A 17,662-nucleotide genomic window follows, 5' to 3' on the forward strand; every position below is an offset into this window, starting at 1 on the left:
AGAACCCGATTGAGCAGGAAGGCACCTACCCGCTGCCCGAAGCGCAGCTTGACCGTTTCCTCGTGCAGGTCGATGTCGCCTACCCCGACCGCGCCAATGAGCGGGAGATTTTGTTGGCAACGACAGGAGCGACCGAAGCGCAGGTGCATGGGGTCTTTACCGCCGCTGAGTTGCTGCAAGCGCAATCGGTGCTGCGGCGGATGCCGGTGGGCGATCAGGTGGTGGAAGCGATTCTTGATCTGGTGCGCGCATGTCGCCCGGAGGAAGCCGAAGGTGCCGCGCTTCGCGGTCAGCTTTCATGGGGTCCGGGGCCGCGTGCGGCGCAGGCTTTGATGCTGACCGTGCGGGCGCGGGCGCTGCTTGACGGGCGGCTTGCGCCGTCGGTGGCCGACGTTGCTGCTCTTGCGCGCCCGGTCCTGATTCATCGCATGGCGCTGTCGTTCGCGGCCCGTGCGCGTGGCGAAAGCCTCGGCGGGTTGATTGACGCGACCGTGACCCGCACCTTGGGGCTAGAGGCTGCCGCGTGAGTGAAACCACGCCCCAGTCTGTGGATATGCGCAGCCGTGCGGAAACGCTTGGCGAGGCGCTGCCAGCACTTTTGGCGCAGGCGGAGCATCTGGCCTCAACCGTGATGCTGGGCGAGCATGGCCGCCGCCGCGCAGGCATGGGGGATGAGTTCTGGCAATACCGCCCCGCCCATGCCGGCGATAGCGCAAGCCAGCTTGACTGGCGGCGCTCCGCCCGCTCGGACCAGCATTTCGTGCGTGAGCGCGAATGGCAGGCGGCGCAAACCGTGTCGCTTTGGGTTGATCCCGCGCGTTCGATGCAGTTTTCCGGTGATAAGTCTCGTCCGCCCAAATCCGACCGCGCGCAGCTTCTGGCACTGGCGCTGTCGGTCCTGCTGTTGCGCGGCGGTGAACGGGTCGGGCTGACGGGTGAGGCGGCGCGACCGCGCGCGGGCCGGGCGCAGCTGCTACATTTGATGGAGGGTATGACCCGCGATCTTGGTGAGCAGGATTACGGGGCGCCGAATGTCGCGGGCCTGATGAGTCATAGTCGCGCTGTGTTCTTTTCCGATTTCCTCGGAGACCCGGAGGAGGTAGAAACCGCGCTCGGCATGGCGTCAGATCGCGGCGTCAAAGGCGCTTTGGTGCAAATCCTCGATCCGGCGGAGGAGGAGTTTCCCTTCGACGGGCGCACGATTTTCGAATCCATGGGCGGCAGTCTGCGCCATGAAACCCTGCGCGCGGGTGATTTGCGCGACCGGTATCTGGATCGTCTCGCCGAACGAAAGGGCCGGATCGAAACCCTTGCCCGCGCCTCTGGCTGGCATTACCTGTGCCATCATAGCGGCCAGTCGGCGCAATCGGCGCTGCTTTGGCTTTACACGGCACTGGAACGGGGGCGCTGATGTTCATGATCGGGCCTTTGGGGTTTACCGCGCCGCTGCTCCTGTTGGGGTTGATTGCGCTTCCCGTCTTGTGGCTATTGCTGCGTGCGGTGCCGCCTGCCCCCATCCGTCGCCGCTTTCCCGGTGTGGCGCTGTTGCTGGGTCTGACGGATGCCGAGGCGGAAACCGACAAGACCCCGTGGTGGTTGCTCCTGTTGCGCATGGCGGCACTGGCGGCGGCGATCATCGGCTTTGCTGGCCCGGTGCTGAACCCTGATCAACGGAACACCGCTGAAACCGGGCCTTTGCTGATTGTGATGGATGCGACTTGGGCTGATGCCCGCGATTGGCCGCGCCGGATTGACCGGGCGACCGCATTGGTGGCCGAAGCCGGCCGGACCGGGCGACCTGTGGCTCTGGTCCGTCTGACGGAACCCGCTGCAGAACCTGCGTTTCAAGCTGCCGGTGCGTTGGGCCAAACCATGGCTGGTGTTACGCCGAATCCTTGGGCACCCGATTTTACCGGATGGGCCAAAGCCTTGCCCGCGGGGCGTTTTTCCAGCTTTTGGCTGTCGGACGGGGTGGAGCATCCGGGGCGTGCTGACCTGCTCTCGGCGCTACAATCGCGCGGCGGCGTGACGGTGTTTGAAAGCCCGCGCCCGGTGATGGCGCTGCGGCCCGCGCAGTTTGAGGATGGCGCGATCAAACTTTCCGCCTCCCGCTTGCCTGCGACCGATGCGGCAGAGGTCGAGGTTTCCGCCCGTGGTCTTGACCCTGCGGGGATTGAGCGGGAACTGGCCCGCGTGCCACTGTCCTTTGCTGCGGGCGCAGCGGATGCCGAAATCAAGCTGTCGCTGCCGCCCGAATTGCGCAATAGGGTCAGTCGGTTTGAACTTGCCGGGATCCGTTCTGCCGCCGCTGTCAGTCTGACCGATGACAGTTTGAAACGCCGTAAGGTGGCATTGATTGCAGGGCAAACCGGCGCGGAAGGTTTGCAACTGCTGTCCCCCGTTCACTATCTGCGGCAAGCATTGGAGCCGGTGGCGGAACTGATCGACGGCAGCATCTCAGACGTGGTTCTCGCCAATCCCGATGTGATCGTACTGGCCGATGTTGCCACCCTGTCGCCGGACGAAGAATCGGCGATTTCCGATTGGCTTGACAAGGGCGGTTTGCTGTTGCGCTTTGCCGGGCCGAAACTGGCAGCCTCCGAGGTGAGCCGTGCCTCCGAGGACCCTTTGATGCCGGTGCGCTTGCGCGAAGGCGGGCGCAATGTCGGCGGTGCAATGAGCTGGGGCGAACCGAAGTCCTTGGCCCCCTTTGTCGAAGGCTCGCCGTTCTATGGGCTGCAAATCCCGGACGATGTGACCGTCTCGGCGCAGGTGTTGGCGCAGCCTGATCCGGACTTGCCGCAACGGACGATAGCGGCGCTGGCCGATGGCACGCCGCTGGTCACGCGCAAAGCGGTCGGGCAGGGGCAGGTTGTATTGTTCCACGTCACCGCCAATGCCGAATGGTCGAGCCTGCCGCTGTCTGGCCTGTTCGTGCAAATGCTGGAACGGCTGGCGGTATCGAGTCGCCCGACCGCACCCGATGCAAAGGATCTGGCAGGGCAGGTTTGGGTGCCGCAGGTGTCGCTTGATGCGTTCGGCGTGATGGGGGATGCAGGCGATGTTGCTGGTGTTGAAGGTGCCGACCTTGCTGCCGCAATTGCATCAGTGGGCCCGAGTGCAAAGATGCCACCGGGGTTGTACGCGGGCGATGACAGGCGGGTTGCGTTGAACGTGATCAGCGCGAATACGGTGCTGACCGCGCCGGTCTGGCCTGCCGATGTCGCGCGGGAAGGTCTCGATGTTCAGAATGAACAGGCGTTGAAAGGCTTGGCGCTTGCCGCTGCGCTGACCTTGTTGCTTGCCGATCTGTTGGCGGCCTTGGCACTGTCTGGACGGCTTTGGGGTGGCTTGCGCAAGGTGGCGGTTGTGCTGCTGGCATTTGGCCTTTTTGCGCCGCACAACGCGCAGGCGCAAGCGCCGCAACCCGGTGACGCCCGCGCGATCGAGGCAACGTCAGAGGTGCGGCTGGGCTATGTTCTGACCGGCGATGCGCGGGTGGACAGGGTTTCCGAAGCAGGTCTGGCCGGGCTTGGCACCCGGCTTACGGAACGTACAACGATTGAGCCGGGCGCACCGCTGTCGGTCAATCTTGAAACCGATGAGCTGGTGTTCTTTCCGTTCCTTTATTGGCCGGTCACTGCCGATCAACCCGCACCTTCCAGCGCCGCCTATGCCAAGCTGAACCGCTATTTGCGCACCGGCGGGATGATCATGTTTGACACCCGCGATGGTGATATGCCGGGCCAAACCCCTGAATCACGACGCTTGCAGCTTTTGGCCGCCCCGCTTGATATCCCACCGCTGGAAATTCTGCCCGAAGACCATGTTCTGACCCGCAGCTTTTATCTGCTGCAAGACTTCCCCGGCCGCTACACCAACCGCAACGTCTGGGTCGAGGCCGCGCCGCCGGATGCGAAACTTGCCGAGGGCATGCCGTTTCGCAACCTCAATGATGGGGTGACGCCGGTGGTGATCGGCGGCAATGACTGGGCCGCAGCCTGGGCGCTGGATGCCAATGATGTGCCGATGTTCCCGGTCGGGCGCGGCTATACCGGCGAGCGGCAGCGTGAGATTGCGACGCGGTTCGGGATCAACCTCATCATGTATGTGCTGACCGGGAACTACAAATCCGATCAGGTGCATGTGCCGGCATTGCTGGAAAGGCTGGGGCAATGAAAGGGCAGGATCAGTGACCGGAAGCCTTATCTTTGACCCGCTGATCCCGCTCTGGGGGATTTATGCCTTGGCCGCTGCGGCATTGCTGCTGGTCGGTTTTGGCCTGATACGCGGTCTTGCCGGTTGGGCCTTGCGCGGGCTTGGGGCCGTGGCCTTGCTGGCCGCGCTGGCCAATCCCTCCTTGCAGCGTGAGGATCGCGAACCTTTGTCCGATATCGTGATTGCTGTGGTCGATGACAGCGCGAGCCAACGCATCGCCGACCGACCGGCCCAAACCGCAGCCGCTTTGGCGCGGGTGACGGCAGAAGTTGCGGCGCAGGAAAATACCGAGTTGAGGGTGGTGCATGTGGGTGACGCCGAAGGTGATCTTGGCACGCAACTGATGACCGCGTTATCGGAGGCTTTGGCCGAAGAACCCCGCGCGCGGGTGGCAGGAATGATCCTGATTACCGATGGGCAGGCGCATGACCTTGCTGCTGCCCCCAAATTGCCCGCGCCGCTGCATGTACTTCTGACCGGGCACAAGACCGATTGGGACCGCCGGTTGATCGTGAAGAACGCGCCTGCCTTTGCGATTTTGGGCGAGGCTGTAACCTTGACCCTTAGGATTGATGATCAAGGGGCGGTGCCTGCGGCGGTGGCGGGTTCTGCCATGATCTCAATTGCGGTGGATGGCGAGGCGCCGCAGGAATACCGGGTGCCGGTGGGGGAGGATCTGGAGCTGCCAGTCACCTTACCCCACGGCGGCATGAATGTGCTGCAATTTCAGGTGGCGACGATGGAAGGTGAGTTGACCGACCGCAACAATGCCGCCGTCGTGCAGATCAACGGGGTGCGCGACCGCTTGCGGGTGCTGCTGGTTTCGGGGGAACCGCATGCGGGGGAACGGGTCTGGCGCAACCTCTTAAAATCCGACCCGTCGGTGGATTTGGTGCATTTCACCATTCTGCGCCCACCCGAAAAGCAAGACGGCATCCCGGTCGATGAATTGTCGCTGATCGCCTTTCCGACGCGCGAATTGTTCGTGGAAAAGATTGATGAATTTGATCTGATCATCTTTGATCGCTACCGTTTGCGCGGCATCCTGCCCTCCTCCTATCTGCAAAATGTGCGCGATTATGTCAAACGCGGCGGCACCGTGCTGGTCGCGGCGGGGCCGGAGTTTGGCGGCGCGGACAGTCTTTGGCGTTCTGCCCTGGGGGAGATCATGCCGGTGGAGGCGACGAGCCGGATTTATGAACAAGGGTTCAAGCCGGAACTGACAGACCTCGGCAAACGTCATCCGGTGACGCAAGGCTTGGAAAAACTGGCCCCTGCGGGCGGTTGGGGTCGCTGGTTCCGCGAAATCGGGATGCGCCAGATATCGGGGCAGGCGGTGATGTCAGGGATCGACGGCCAGCCTTTGCTGGTGCTTGACCGGGTGGAAAAGGGGCGGATTGCGGTTCTCGGCTCTGACCAGATGTGGCTTTGGGGCCGCGGGTATGAGGGCGGCGGGCCGCAGTTGGAATTGTTGCGGCGCTTGGCGCATTGGATGATGAAAGAACCAGACCTGGAGGAGGAAGCGCTGGTCGCAAGTGCTGTCGGCCAACGCTTGACAGTGACGCGCCGCACCATTGGCGACGGCCCCGGCCCGGTGACGATCACAGCACCTGATGGCACGGAAACCGAGTTGGCGCTGCCAGAGGTGGCACCCGGTCGCTATTCCGCGCAATGGGATGCGCCTGAAATGGGGCTTTACCGGCTGACGCAGGGAGATCTTTCGACAGTGATGGCCCTTGGCCCGTCTGCGCCGAAGGAGTTTGAGGAAACCATCGCCAGTGGTGACAAGCTGGAACCTGTCGTCGCCCCCCTGCGCGGCGGTATCCTGCGGCTGGAGGATGGTGAGCCGGACATTCGCCGGGTGTCCGAAGGTCGGGTTGCGGCGGGGCGGGGTTGGATCGGGATTACCCCGCGCAGAGCCTATCTGACGCAGGATATCCGCGTCGCGGCGCTGTTGCCAGGTTGGATCTGGCTGCTGCTGGCAGTGGGTTTTGCGGTTCTTGGCTGGTTGGTCGAAGGCCGCAAGGGCAGCGGGAAAGCCCGCGTTCAAGGATGATTGCTGCGCGTTCGGTGTGATGTCCGTCTGAGGCCCCTCAACGGTGGAGAAAAGCGCAAAAGCGCGCCACATTGCTGCACAGAGCGATACCGCCTGGCCGTTTGGAATTGCAAGCTGATGTCGCGTTCCGCCGATGGAGCTTTGCGAAATGCTACGGTCGGTTGTATGTTTTTCCAACCAGAACAAGTCGGGAGCGCACTATGGAAATGCCGGTGGTTGATGCTGCCGTGGTGGCGCGCAAACCTGCACTGGTTGCCGCTTTGCAACAGGTGTTGCCGCAAGACGCGGTGATTGTTGAGACGGCGGAATTGCGCGCCTATGAATGTGACGCGCTGACCGCCTATCGCTGCCCGCCGCTGGTTGCGGTTTTGCCGCGCACCACTACCGAAGTGTCGGCGGTGCTGCGGATTTGTCACGCGATGGGCGTGCCGGTGGTTCCGCGCGGCTCCGGCACCTCGCTGGCGGGGGGGGCGTTGCCAACCGGGGATTGCGTCATTCTGGGCGTGGCGCGGATGAATGCGGTGCTGGAAACCGATTATGCCAACCGCTTTATCCGGGTGCAAGCGGGTCGCACGAACCTTTCTGTGACCGGCGCGGTGGAAAGCGACGGGTTTTTCTATGCACCGGACCCGTCGAGCCAGCTTGCCTGCGCGATTGCCGGGAATATCGCGATGAATTCCGGCGGCGCGCATTGTCTGAAATACGGGGTGACGACCAATAATTTGCTGGGCGTGACTCTCGTACAGATGGATGGCACCGTGCTGGAAATCGGTGGGCCGTATCTCGATGCGCCGGGATTGGACTTGCTTGGTGTGATCTGCGGATCAGAAGGACAGTTGGGCGTGGTGACCGAAGCGTGGTTGCGGATTTTGCCGAAACCCGAAGGCGCGCGGCCGGTGTTGATCGGGTTTGACAGCAATGAGGTGGCCGGAGCCTGTGTGTCCGATATCATCAAGGCAGGCGTCTTGCCGGTTGCAATCGAATTCATGGACCGGCCCTGCATCGAGGCAACCGAAGCCTTTGCCAAGGCCGGGTATCCGATGTGCGAGGCGCTGCTGATTGTCGAGGTCGAAGGAGCGCGCGCGGAGATTGACGCGCAGCTTGGCCTGATTACCGCCATTGCCAGGCGTCACAACCCGGTGGAAATCCGCGAGGCGGCGGATGAGGATGAGGCCCGCCGCATCTGGCTGGGGCGAAAATCGGCGTTTGGGGCCATGGGACAGATCAGCGATTACATCTGTCTGGACGGGACCATCCCGGTGTCATCCCTGCCATACGTTTTGCGTCGGATCGGCGAGATGAGCGCGCAATATGGCTTGGGCGTTGCGAATGTGTTTCATGCAGGCGATGGCAATATGCATCCGCTGATTCTGTTTGACGCGAACAAACCGGGTGATCTGGAATTGTGTGAGGCATTTGGGGCCGATGTTCTGAAGCTCTGTGTTGAAGTCGGCGGTTGTTTGACGGGGGAGCATGGTGTGGGTGTTGAAAAGCGCGATCTGATGAAGGTGCAATTCACATCCGAGGATATGGAAGCGCAGCTTTGGGTCAAGGATGTGTTTGATCCCGGCTGGTTGCTGAACCCGGCGAAGGTGTTTCCGTTGGATGTAACGGCTGAGCGGCGCGCGGGGTGACCCGCGCCGGGGGCTGTCTGCCCCCGGACCCCCGAGGATATTTGACCAGAGAAGACAGGGCAGAGCGCATGAGGCCAGACACGGAACAAGAGTTGGCGGAGGCGCTTCGCGGTGCCGCAGGGTCGTTGCGGATTGTGGGTGGCGGAACACGGGCAATTGGTCGGGTGCCGCCGGGGGATGTGTTGGAAACCGGCGCGCTGGCCGGCATATCACTTTATGAACCGGGGGCGTTGACCATGATCGCGGCGGCAGGGACGCCGCTTGCGGAGATCAAGGCAGCACTGGCTTCGGATACCCAGCGGGTGGCGTTTGAGCCACCGGACATGCGCAGGCTTCTGGGGCGCGAGGGGGTGGCAACGATTGGTGGGGTTGTGGCCGCGAATGCCTCTGGCCCGCGGCGGATTCAGGTGGGGGCCTGCCGCGACCATATTCTCGGCCTGCGCTTTGTCGATGGGATGGGCAGGGTGATCAGGAACGGCGGTCGCGTGATGAAAAACGTGACCGGCTATGATCTGGTGAAATTGCTCTGCGGCAGTCATGGGAGTTTGGGGGTGCTGAGCGAAATCAGCTTCAAGGTGTTGCCTGCGCCCGAAACGCAGGCGAGCCTGTGCCTGCATGGTCTCGATGAAGCGCAGGCAGTTGCGGCGATGGCAGCGGCGCTGGGATCACCATATGAGGTGACGGGTGCGGCCCATGGGGTGATCGGCACCGGGTTTGCATCTGTTACACGGCTGCGGCTGGAAGGGTTTTCGCCGTCTGTCGCGTATCGCCTGCGGGAACTGGCGCGTTTGCTTGCGCCTTTTGGCGAGGCGGAGTTGGAGGAGGATGCATCCTTGTCGCGGTTGAAATGGCAAGAGATGCGGGATGTGACTGCGTTTGCCGATCATCCCTTCGTCGCGCGACTGTCAATCAAACCTTCGGATTTCGCGGGGCTTTATTTCGATGCGGCGAATCTGTTTTTCGCCAGGCCGCCGTTGCGCCGTGGCTTTGACGTGATGCTGGATTGGGGCGGCGGATTGGTTTGGGTGGCTGCAACCGCGCGGCAATTGGCCGAGAATGCGCAGGTCGCCCCTGACAGGGGAGTGGAGCCGGAGTTGCACGGCGCGAAACTCTTGTTCGAGTATTTGCAAAGCTTTTGCGCGGTCGAGTGTGGCCATGCGACCTTGCTAAAAGCGCCGCCGGGTTTGGCCGCGCGGGTGCAACCGTTCCAACCCGAAAGCGCCGGTATTGCGGCGCTGACACGCGGTTTGCGGGCAAAGTTCGATCCGCGCGGTATTCTGAATCAAGGGGTCATGGGCTGATGCAGACCAATTTTAGCCATGAACGGCTCAGCGACCCCGCCACCGCCCGCAGCAATGAGATTTTGCGTGCCTGTGTGCATTGTGGATTTTGCACCGCGACCTGTCCGACCTATCAACTCCTCGGCGATGAGTTGGACAGCCCGCGTGGCCGCATCTATCTGATCAAGGACATGCTGGAGCGAGGGCGGCCCGCCGATGCAAACACCGTCAAGCATATTGACCGCTGCCTGTCGTGCCTTGCCTGCATGACGACCTGCCCGAGCGGCGTGCATTACATGCATCTGGTCGATCACGCGCGGGACTATATCGAGAGAACGTATAAACGCCCGCTGATGGATCGGTTCCTGCGGTGGCTTCTGGCGCAGGTCATCCCTTATCCGACCCGGTTTCGGCTGGTGCTGTTGGGTGCAAAGATCGGGCGGCCATTTGGCTCACTGGTGCCGGATGCGCGGTTGCGCGCGATGTTGGCGATGGCACCGAAATCCATTCCACCGGTCAGCCGCAACGATGACCCGCAAAGTTTCGCACCTGTGGGCCATCGGAAGTTTCGGATCGCACTGCTGACAGGTTGCGCACAAAAGGCGTTGAACACCGATATCAACGATGCGACGATCCGTATTTTGCGCCGGTTGGGGTGTGAGGTGGTGATCGCCAAAGGGATGGGTTGTTGCGGCGCGCTGACACATCACATGGGTAAAGTTGACGCCGCCCACAGCTTTGCCGCCGCCAATATCCGTGCCTGGATGGCAGAGAAACGCGCCGGAGGTTTGGATGGGGTGGTGATCAATACCTCGGGTTGTGGCACCACGATCAAGGATTACGGCCATATGTTCCGCAATGATCCGCTGGCGGCGGATGCGGCGGAAGTTTCCGCCATGGCCCTCGATGTGTCGGAGTTGTTGGCGAAGGTCGGCTTGCCTCAAGGTGCGGCAAAGGGGATCAGGGTTGCCTATCACGCTGCATGCAGCCTGCAACACGGGCAGCAGATCAGATCCGCGCCGAAGGATTTGCTGAAACGTGTCGGGTTTGAGGTGGTGGAGCCTGCCGACAGCCATCTGTGTTGTGGCTCTGCCGGAACCTATAACCTGTTGCAACCGGAGATCAGCCAGCAACTCAAGGCGCGCAAGGTGCAGACGTTGGAGGCGAAAACGCCCGACATCATTGCGGCCGGAAACATCGGTTGCATGATGCAGATCGGATCGGACACCGATATTCCGATTGTGCATACGGTCGAACTGCTTGACTGGGCGACGGGCGGGCCGAAACCCGCTGCATTGTTGCATTTTGACAAAAATCCATCTGCCTTAACGTCATTTTAACCGCTTGGTGCAACAGCCATAAATCTGCCGCAAATGCCCGATATCGCGAAAAGAGATACCGGAGGTTGTATGGCCCTGCTTCGAATCCTCGCCCGCGCGGCGCTTTGCCTGATGCTGGTTTTTGCCGTGCGCGGTGCCGCGAGTGCCGAAGAATCGGCGTTGCGGCGCCTTGATACCGGCGATGAAAGCCGGGGTTGGAACGCCGTTGGTCGGCTCAACATGGGCAAACACAGCTTTTGCACCGGTGCGTTGATCGCGCCAAATCTGGTGCTGACGGCGGCGCACTGCTTGTTTGACAGCAAGTCAGGCGCGCGACTCAAGCCCGAGGACATGGAGTTTCTGGCCGGATGGCGCAATGGGCGTGCGGCGGCCTATCGCGGGGTACGGCGCGCGGTGGCACATCCGGAATATGTTTACGGTGGCAGCGACAGGCTGACGCGGGTGTCCTATGATCTGGCACTTCTGGAACTGGATCAGCCGATCCGGTTGACCTCCATCCATCCGTTTGAAACCGATCTTTTGCCACACAAGGGCGATGAGGTCGGGGTCGTGTCCTATGCCAAGGACCGGTCAGAAGCCCCGAGTCTGCAAGAGGTGTGCCATGTCCTGGATCAGGAGCCGAAAATCCTGGTGCTGTCGTGCAAGGTCGATTTCGGGTCGTCCGGAGCGCCGATCTTTTCGATGAAAGATGGAATTGCACGGGTGGTTTCGGTCGTGTCGTCAAAGGCAGATTACGAAGGGGCGTCGGTTGCGCTCGGCACCACATTGCAGGAACCGCTGGCGACACTGCGCGCGGCGCTTGATGCGGCAAGCAGCCCGTTTCAAAAAGCCAATCCGGCCTTGCGCACGATCGAAGATGGCGCAGGCAGCAGCGCCAAGTTCGTGAAACCATGACACAGTTCGCCCTTATCCTGGCGCTGGCCTTGCTCGCAGCGCCGGTCGCCGCACAGGACAAAACCAATTCAGGGCTGGAGGCGTTGGCGCGGCGCGATCAGGTTCTGGGGTGGGAAGCGGTGGGGCGGATCGACCTTGGCCAATCGGCGTTTTGCACCGGCACCCTGATTGCGCCCGATCTGGTGCTGACGGCGGCGCATTGCCTGTTTGATGAAGTTCGGGGCAAGCCCTTTGATCCCGCCACCATCACCTTTCGTGCCGGGCTGCGCGGCAGCAAGGTGATCGCAACGGCGACGGTACGGCGTGCCGTGGCGGACCCGGCCTATGTGCCATTTTCGCAAGTCAGTGCCGAAAGCGTCGCGCATGATGTCGCCCTGCTGGAACTGGCAGAGCCGATACCGGCCGGGCGGGCCGCCCCCTTTGCCGTGGCGAGCGCGGGCGATGCACCGCAGATCAGTGTGGTTTCCTATGCGCGCGGGCGGGCGGATACGCTGTCCTGGCAGCGGGCATGCAAGATAAAAGACCGCGACAGTCGCTTGATGTCTTTCGATTGCGATGTCACGTTCGGCTCCTCCGGTGCGCCGGTTTTTGATCTGTCCGGCAATCGCGCCAAGATCATCTCCATCATTTCGTCGGGGCATCGTGAAGGCGGCAAATCGACCTCGTTCGGCATGGCCTTGCCGGCGCTGGTGCAAGGCCTGAAATCGGCGTTGCGGTCTGGCAATGGCGTGATTCTGGCCAAAGGTGACGCACCGCGCGCCCAGATTCGTCGCATCGGCGTCGGCAGCAGTGACAACGCCGGAATTGGTGCGCGTTTCGTCAAAGCGCCGTGATTATTGCCGCAGCGGGGGTTGAATCCGCTTTTTGATCACCCAGATCAAGGGAACCAAGGTGCCGATGCCGGGCCTTGGCTTTCATTGGCTTGGCCCAATACGGGCAGGCCGTTCACGCATCGCTTTACGGAGGATGATATGCGTAACTTTGATTTTGCCCCGCTCTACCGGGCAACCGTTGGCTTTGACCGCATCGCCGACATGATGGACCGTGCCTTGACTGCGGATGTCACGCAGCCAAGCTACCCGCCATATAACATCGAAAAGACCGACGAGAACACCTACCGGATTTCGATTGCCGTTGCCGGGTTTACGCCCGATGAATTGTCGGTTGAAGTCAAGGAGGCGACTTTGATCATTGCCGCGCGGAAGGCCGATGACACGCAGGAGCGTGCCTATCTGCACCGCGGCATTGCGACCCGCGCGTTTGAGCGTCGCTTCGCACTGGCCGATCATGTTCGCGTGACCGGTGCCGCGCATGAGTTGGGGATGCTGCATATCGACTTGCTTAGGGAAATGCCCGAAGCATTGAAACCCCGCCGGATTGAGATTGCGCGGGGCGATTCCGCATCGACCCAGATCGAGGGCAAGACGCTTTCGGACCTGCCGGAAACCGTCGAAACCTGACCGGTTTGCAGCATACGACCAAGGGCGCAGCATGAAAGCTGCGTCCTTTTTTGTTGTTTTTCGGCAAAACGTGATGTCCGGGCAAGCGAAAAGGGATTGCGCGGGGGGCGTTGAAAGTGGAATGTGATGACCTATACCAAAGAGTATATTTGTGGATGTATTTCAGGAAAGGCTGGCCGTCGTGAAAATCCTCGTCGCGGATGATCATGACTTGGTGCGCGAAACCATCGCTGCTTTTCTGCTTGCCGAAGGGATCGAGGTTGCCGATACCGCCGCCTCGCTGGAGGGGGCGCTGGGCGCGATGGCGCAGATCAATTACGATCTGGTGATGCTTGACCATGAAATGCCGTCGATGCAGGGGCTGACCGGGCTGTCGCAGGTGTTGCAAAAGCAACCCGATGTGGCGGTGGCGATCATGTCCAGCGGCACGTCTCGGGCTTTGGCCGAGGCCGCGCTGGAGGCGGGTGCCATCGGCTTTGTGCCAAAGAAGATGGCGTCGCGCGCGATGGTCAATGCGGTGCGCCTGATGGCGAAGGGCGATGCCTTCGCGCCGATGGGGTTGCTCGATGCCGATCGCGCGCCGGGTGCGCCTTTGGCCGACCTGACGCGGCGGGAGGCGTCCGTGCTGCGCGGCATCTGCGATGGCAAGGCCAACAAGGAGATTGCCCGCGATCTTGATCTGCAAGAGGTGACGGTCAAGCTGCATGTCAAAACACTCAGCCGCAAGCTCCACGCCAAGAACCGGACCCATGCGGCGATGATCGCGCGCAATGGTGGCTTTATCTGAGCCGCCTCGATTTTTCTACGAACACTCCCCAGCTTGGCAGGGTCACTTCAATAATCCCTGATCTCGATCAGTCGTGGCCCCCGTGCGCCGATATTGTCACGCAGCGCGTTTGCATCAGGGTTGATGCAGGCGTAGGGCAGGCTGCATGCTGCCGCGAAATCCCGCAAGCCAAGCGGCGAGGGGGTACATCCAATCACCTCGGTATTGGCGGCGCGCATGGCGGCTGCGATTTCGCCGTAGCCTGCGTTGTTCCAGACCAGATAGGTGATGTTCAGCCCTTCATCGACCGCGACGCGCAGTTCAGCGGGGGAGAATTGCAAGCCGCCATCCCCGATCAGGCAAAACACCCGCGCCGCAGGATCGGCAATTGCCGCCCCCACCGCTGCGCCGGGCGCAAAACCCAAAGCACCAAAGCCGGTGGCGGCGTTGAACCAGCCATTTGCGCGGTCATGGTCGTAAAGCAGGTTTCCGGCATAGACCGGTTGTGTACTGTCACCCACCACAATCGCGCCGGGGCAGGTTTCACGCAGGGTTTCGAGAAATGCGATTTGCCCTGGCATCGCGGGCGATAGCGCCGCGATTTCCACCCGTGCGGCGGCCATTGTCGCTGCGGCACGGGCCGCGCCGCCCGTGTTGCGCGCCACGATTGCCACCGACAACGATGCACAGGCCATTGCAGCCCCTGCGTGAATGGCAATCCGGCAGGGGTGGCGTGCCAGTTGCAGCACACAGCAATCCACCCGGATCATCGCCGACAGCTCCGGCAGGGTGCCGGTGGCATACATATCGTAATCGGTCGGGCCAATCTCGGTTCCGATGGCCAGAACCTGATCTGAGGCCGCAATCAGGTCGCGCACCGCTTGCAGGCTGGGGGACGCGGCAATGCCGAGGGGATGCCCGGCCATCACGCCACGCGCGTTCACGGTTTGCACCACTGGCGCATCCAACGCTTCGGCCAGTTGGCGCAAGACGGGGCCGCAATGGCGTGTGCCGCCCCCTGCAAGGATGAGCGGGCGTTTGGCCTGCATCAACAGCGTTGCGGCGGCGCTGATCTGTGCCATGTCCGGCAGGGATTGGGCCGTGAGGATCGGGGGGCTGGTGGGTGCCGCCTCCATTCCCATGACATCCGTAGGCACTTCGATATGGACCGGACCGGGGCGGCCATCAAGCATCGCGGCAAAGGCAAGGTTCAGGCAGCGCTGCAATGCTTCGGGTGCCGTGACCTGAAAGCTGGGGCAAAGCGCGCGCACCATGCCGGCCTGATCCGGCAATTCATGCAGCAGCCCAAGGCCCTGGCCAAGTGACGCGCGCCGGTTCACCCCGGAAATCACCAGCATCGGAACGGAGTCGGCCTTGGCCTGCGCCATTGCCGTCAGCGCATTGGTCAGCCCCGGCCCGGTGATGACGAACGCCACGCCGGGTTTGCCCGACACCCGCGCATAGCCATCGGCCATGAAACCCGCACCTTGTTCGTGGCGCGGTGTGACATGGCGGATGCCGGAGCCGGAAAGCCCGCGATATAGTTCAATCGTATGCACGCCGGGGATACCGAAAACCACCTCGACCCCCCGCGCGCGCAAACCTTCTGTAAGTGCCTGACCGACAGTTTTCATGCGTGATGCTCCGCTGCGAATTCGGCGATGCGGCGGCAGGCTTCCTCGATCATGTCATCGGGTTCCGTCAGGCTCAGCCGCAGCCAGCCCTTCAGGGCGGTGCCAAAGCTCGCCCCCGGCATCACGGCCACGGATTTTTCCTCCAGCAGCGCCAGTGCGAAAGCGGTGCCATCCGGATTTATCGCCGTCACATCGACCAGCGCGAACATCCCGGCCTTGGGTTCATGCACCCGCAAACCTGCGACACCGTTCAGCTTTTCAGTGACCAGCCGCGCGCGGCGGGCAAAGCGCGCCGTCATCCCGACAGCAATGGGGGAGCCTTCCGCAATTGCCGCCTCGGTCATATCGGCGATGAAAGGCTGGTTGCCAAAGAGCATGGTTTCCGCAAGTGGCAACAGGCGCGCCATGAACTCCGCCGGACCAACGCACCAGCCGGAGCGGAACCCCGGCGCGGCATGGCTTTTGGAGATCGAAGCGGCGGTGACAACGCGGTCGGCCAGATCGGGCAGATCAAGCGGAGAGGCGAAGGCGGTTCCGGCAAACACCAGATCCTCATAAACCTCATCACAAAGGACCCAGAGGTCATGTTGTTTTGCCAACGCGCCGATTGCGGCGAAATCGGCATGGCTCAGCATCGCGCCGGTCGGGTTGTGCGGCGAGTTGAGGAAGATCACCCGGCTCCGCGGCGTGATCCGCGCCGCGATATCTGTTGCGCGCATGGCAAAGCCCGCCTCCGGCCGCAACGGAACCGGCACCATCCTGGCCCCGGTTGCAGCAATGACACCTTCATAGGTCGCATACATCGGATCACCGACCAACACCTCATCCCCCGGCCCGACCATCGCCATCATCACGGCGTAAAGCGTGGTTTGGGTGCCGGGAAAACACATGATCTCGGCTGGCGTAAAGCTACGACCCCGGCGCGCGGTGTAACGTGCCGCCAGCGCACGCAACAGACCGGCCTCCCCCCGGCCATTGGAATAGCCGGTGCGCCCGGCCCGCATGGAGGCCGCGGCAATGTCGATCAGCGCGGGCGGCGTCGGCACGTCCGGCTCTCCGATTGTCAGCTTGATGACCTTGCGACCTGATGCCTCCAGCGCCCGCGCGCGCGCATGCACCGCCCATTTGGCCCCGCCCAGACCGGCGAGCCGGTCGGTGATTGCAGCATATCTCATTGGTTGTCCTTTTTCATCTCCGGCAGGGCTGACAGCAGGTCGACGCCAAGGATGGCCCCGACCGATTGCAGCCCGATCTGTTCCAACTCACCCGGCGCGAACCCTGCGGGAAGCGCGCAACCTTCAAGCCAAAGTCCGTCAATGACGCCATTGCAGGCAATCGCGTCGCGGCGAAGTTGCTGTGCTGAGGCGGTGCGGGGCAGGGCTGCGATCAATCCTTGCAGCAGATCACGGTAGCGCAGATAGCTGACCTCATGAACCGATTGCATTTCGGGGTCATGTTTCATCAATTGCAGGAATCCGGCCCAGATGCCCATCGCGCGCGGGTCCATCACCGGGGGCCGCAGAGAGGCGGCGACAAAGACCGCAAGCCGCGCTTCCGGTTGCTCTGGCGCATGTGCAAGCGGTGCAAGGCTGTCTTCGATCATGGTTTCCATGACATGGGAATAGGCGGCGCGGGTCAGCACTTCTTTGCTGGTGAAGTAGTGCCGGATCAAGCCCGCCGTCACCCCGGCCTGTTCGGCAATCGCGCGCACGGTGGCACCCTGCGGCCCGACCTCGGAAATCAGGTCCACCGCAGCCTTGATAAGCGCATCGCGGCGCTGATGTTCATCCTGCCGAATGAATTTGCGGCGATCCCCGGACATCATGTGCCTTTCCAGCCATAATTATACGCTTGCATAATTACTCGAAAACGGGCTAACTGCAATCGTGAAATTGATGTAGGTCCAATGAACGTCAGCACACAGAAACGCGATACTTTACGCGATACCGGCACCGATATGGCGCAGCCCGAAGCAATTTGCATCAAAGGGCTGCACAAGTCATTCGGCAAGTTGGAGGTGCTGAAAGGCGTTAATCTGATGGCGCGTCAGGGCGAGGTGATCGCGATCATCGGCGGCTCGGGTTCCGGCAAATCCACGATGCTGCGCTGCATCAACTTTCTGGAAACCCCGACCTCCGGGCAGATCATTATCGGTGGCGAAGAAGTGCGCTTGCGCCCGGACGGTAGCCCGGCAGACCGCAAACAGATCGAACGGTTGCGGCAAAGCCTTGGCATGGTGTTCCAGCAGTTCAACCTGTGGAGCCATAAGACAGTTCTGGAAAACCTGATCGAGGTTCCGGTGCATGTCCTTGGTACGCCTAAGGCTGAGGCGGTGGAGCGCGCGAAGGGGCTTCTGGAACGGGTCGGGCTGGGCGATAAG

The 17,662-nt window shown here is 62.0% G+C and carries 15 protein-coding genes; 12 read left to right on the plus strand and 3 right to left on the minus strand.

Annotated elements, in window-relative coordinates; all coding sequences use genetic code 11:
- The 11 genes from L0H65_RS03275 to L0H65_RS03325 all read left to right on the plus strand — a co-directional run.
- The coding region (locus L0H65_RS03275) for a MoxR family ATPase (protein WP_301457381.1) at window positions 1–527 on the plus strand (527 nt) is incomplete at its 5' end.
- A gap of 26 nt (window positions 528–553) precedes the next feature.
- Window positions 554–1,411 carry a DUF58 domain-containing protein gene (locus tag L0H65_RS03280; protein ID WP_301457399.1) on the plus strand — a complete coding sequence of 286 codons (858 nt, stop codon included), beginning with the start codon at window positions 554–556 and terminating at the stop codon, window positions 1,409–1,411.
- The gene (locus tag L0H65_RS03285) at window positions 1,411–4,179 is read left to right on the plus strand and encodes a DUF4159 domain-containing protein (protein ID WP_301457383.1); all 2,769 of its coding nucleotides are present in this window, start codon (window positions 1,411–1,413) and stop codon (window positions 4,177–4,179) included. The genes L0H65_RS03280 and L0H65_RS03285 overlap by 1 nt, the downstream gene beginning before the upstream one ends.
- A gap of 13 nt (window positions 4,180–4,192) precedes the next feature.
- The gene (locus L0H65_RS03290; protein WP_301457384.1) at window positions 4,193–6,274 is read left to right on the plus strand and encodes a hypothetical protein; all 2,082 of its coding nucleotides are present in this window, start codon (window positions 4,193–4,195) and stop codon (window positions 6,272–6,274) included.
- Window positions 6,275–6,474: 200 nt separating this feature from the next.
- Complete coding sequence (locus tag L0H65_RS03295) at window positions 6,475–7,908, plus strand: FAD-linked oxidase C-terminal domain-containing protein (RefSeq protein WP_301457385.1); 1,434 nt, start codon at window positions 6,475–6,477, stop codon at window positions 7,906–7,908.
- A 68-nt stretch (window positions 7,909–7,976) separates the two neighbouring features.
- On the plus strand, window positions 7,977–9,209 hold the full coding sequence (locus L0H65_RS03300; protein WP_301457386.1) for an FAD-binding protein: 1,233 nt from the start codon (window positions 7,977–7,979) through the stop codon (window positions 9,207–9,209).
- Window positions 9,209–10,528: a glycolate oxidase subunit GlcF gene (glcF, locus tag L0H65_RS03305; protein WP_301457388.1), complete on the plus strand. Its 1,320-nt coding sequence runs from the start codon at window positions 9,209–9,211 to the stop codon at window positions 10,526–10,528. The genes L0H65_RS03300 and glcF overlap by 1 nt, the downstream gene beginning before the upstream one ends.
- A gap of 69 nt (window positions 10,529–10,597) precedes the next feature.
- A complete protein-coding gene (locus L0H65_RS03310; RefSeq protein ID WP_301457389.1) occupies window positions 10,598–11,422 on the plus strand; it encodes a serine protease in 825 nt (274 codons plus the stop codon).
- Window positions 11,419–12,255, plus strand: a complete 837-nt coding sequence (locus L0H65_RS03315; RefSeq protein ID WP_301457391.1) for a serine protease — start codon at window positions 11,419–11,421, stop codon at window positions 12,253–12,255. Before L0H65_RS03310 ends, L0H65_RS03315 begins: the two co-directional genes overlap by 4 nt.
- A gap of 138 nt (window positions 12,256–12,393) precedes the next feature.
- Window positions 12,394–12,882 carry an Hsp20 family protein gene (locus tag L0H65_RS03320; RefSeq protein WP_301457393.1) on the plus strand — a complete coding sequence of 163 codons (489 nt, stop codon included), beginning with the start codon at window positions 12,394–12,396 and terminating at the stop codon, window positions 12,880–12,882.
- A 151-nt stretch (window positions 12,883–13,033) separates the two neighbouring features.
- Complete coding sequence (locus tag L0H65_RS03325) at window positions 13,034–13,669, plus strand: response regulator transcription factor (protein WP_301457394.1); 636 nt, start codon at window positions 13,034–13,036, stop codon at window positions 13,667–13,669.
- Window positions 13,670–13,716: 47 nt separating this feature from the next.
- Here L0H65_RS03325 and L0H65_RS03330 read toward each other — a convergent pair whose 3' ends face one another.
- The 3 genes from L0H65_RS03330 to L0H65_RS03340 are packed head-to-tail and all read right to left on the minus strand — an operon-like array spanning window position 13,717 to window position 17,107.
- Entirely contained in the window at window positions 13,717–15,282 is a 1,566-nt protein-coding gene (locus L0H65_RS03330) for a 5-guanidino-2-oxopentanoate decarboxylase (protein WP_301457395.1), read from the minus strand.
- Complete coding sequence (locus tag L0H65_RS03335) at window positions 15,279–16,457, minus strand: pyridoxal phosphate-dependent aminotransferase (protein WP_301457397.1); 1,179 nt, start codon at window positions 16,455–16,457, stop codon at window positions 15,279–15,281. Before L0H65_RS03335 ends, L0H65_RS03330 begins: the two co-directional genes overlap by 4 nt.
- Window positions 16,454–17,107, minus strand: a complete 654-nt coding sequence (locus tag L0H65_RS03340; protein WP_367651972.1) for a TetR family transcriptional regulator C-terminal domain-containing protein — start codon at window positions 17,105–17,107, stop codon at window positions 16,454–16,456. The genes L0H65_RS03335 and L0H65_RS03340 overlap by 4 nt, the downstream gene beginning before the upstream one ends.
- Before the next feature lie 81 nt (window positions 17,108–17,188).
- Between L0H65_RS03340 and L0H65_RS03345 the strand changes: the two genes are divergently transcribed.
- Window positions 17,189–17,662, plus strand: a 474-nt coding sequence (locus L0H65_RS03345) for an ATP-binding cassette domain-containing protein (RefSeq protein ID WP_301457398.1), incomplete at its 3' end; no start/stop codon positions are given.

Source organism: Pseudorhodobacter sp. (assembly GCF_030452865.1).
GTDB lineage: Bacteria > Pseudomonadota > Alphaproteobacteria > Rhodobacterales > Rhodobacteraceae > Pseudorhodobacter.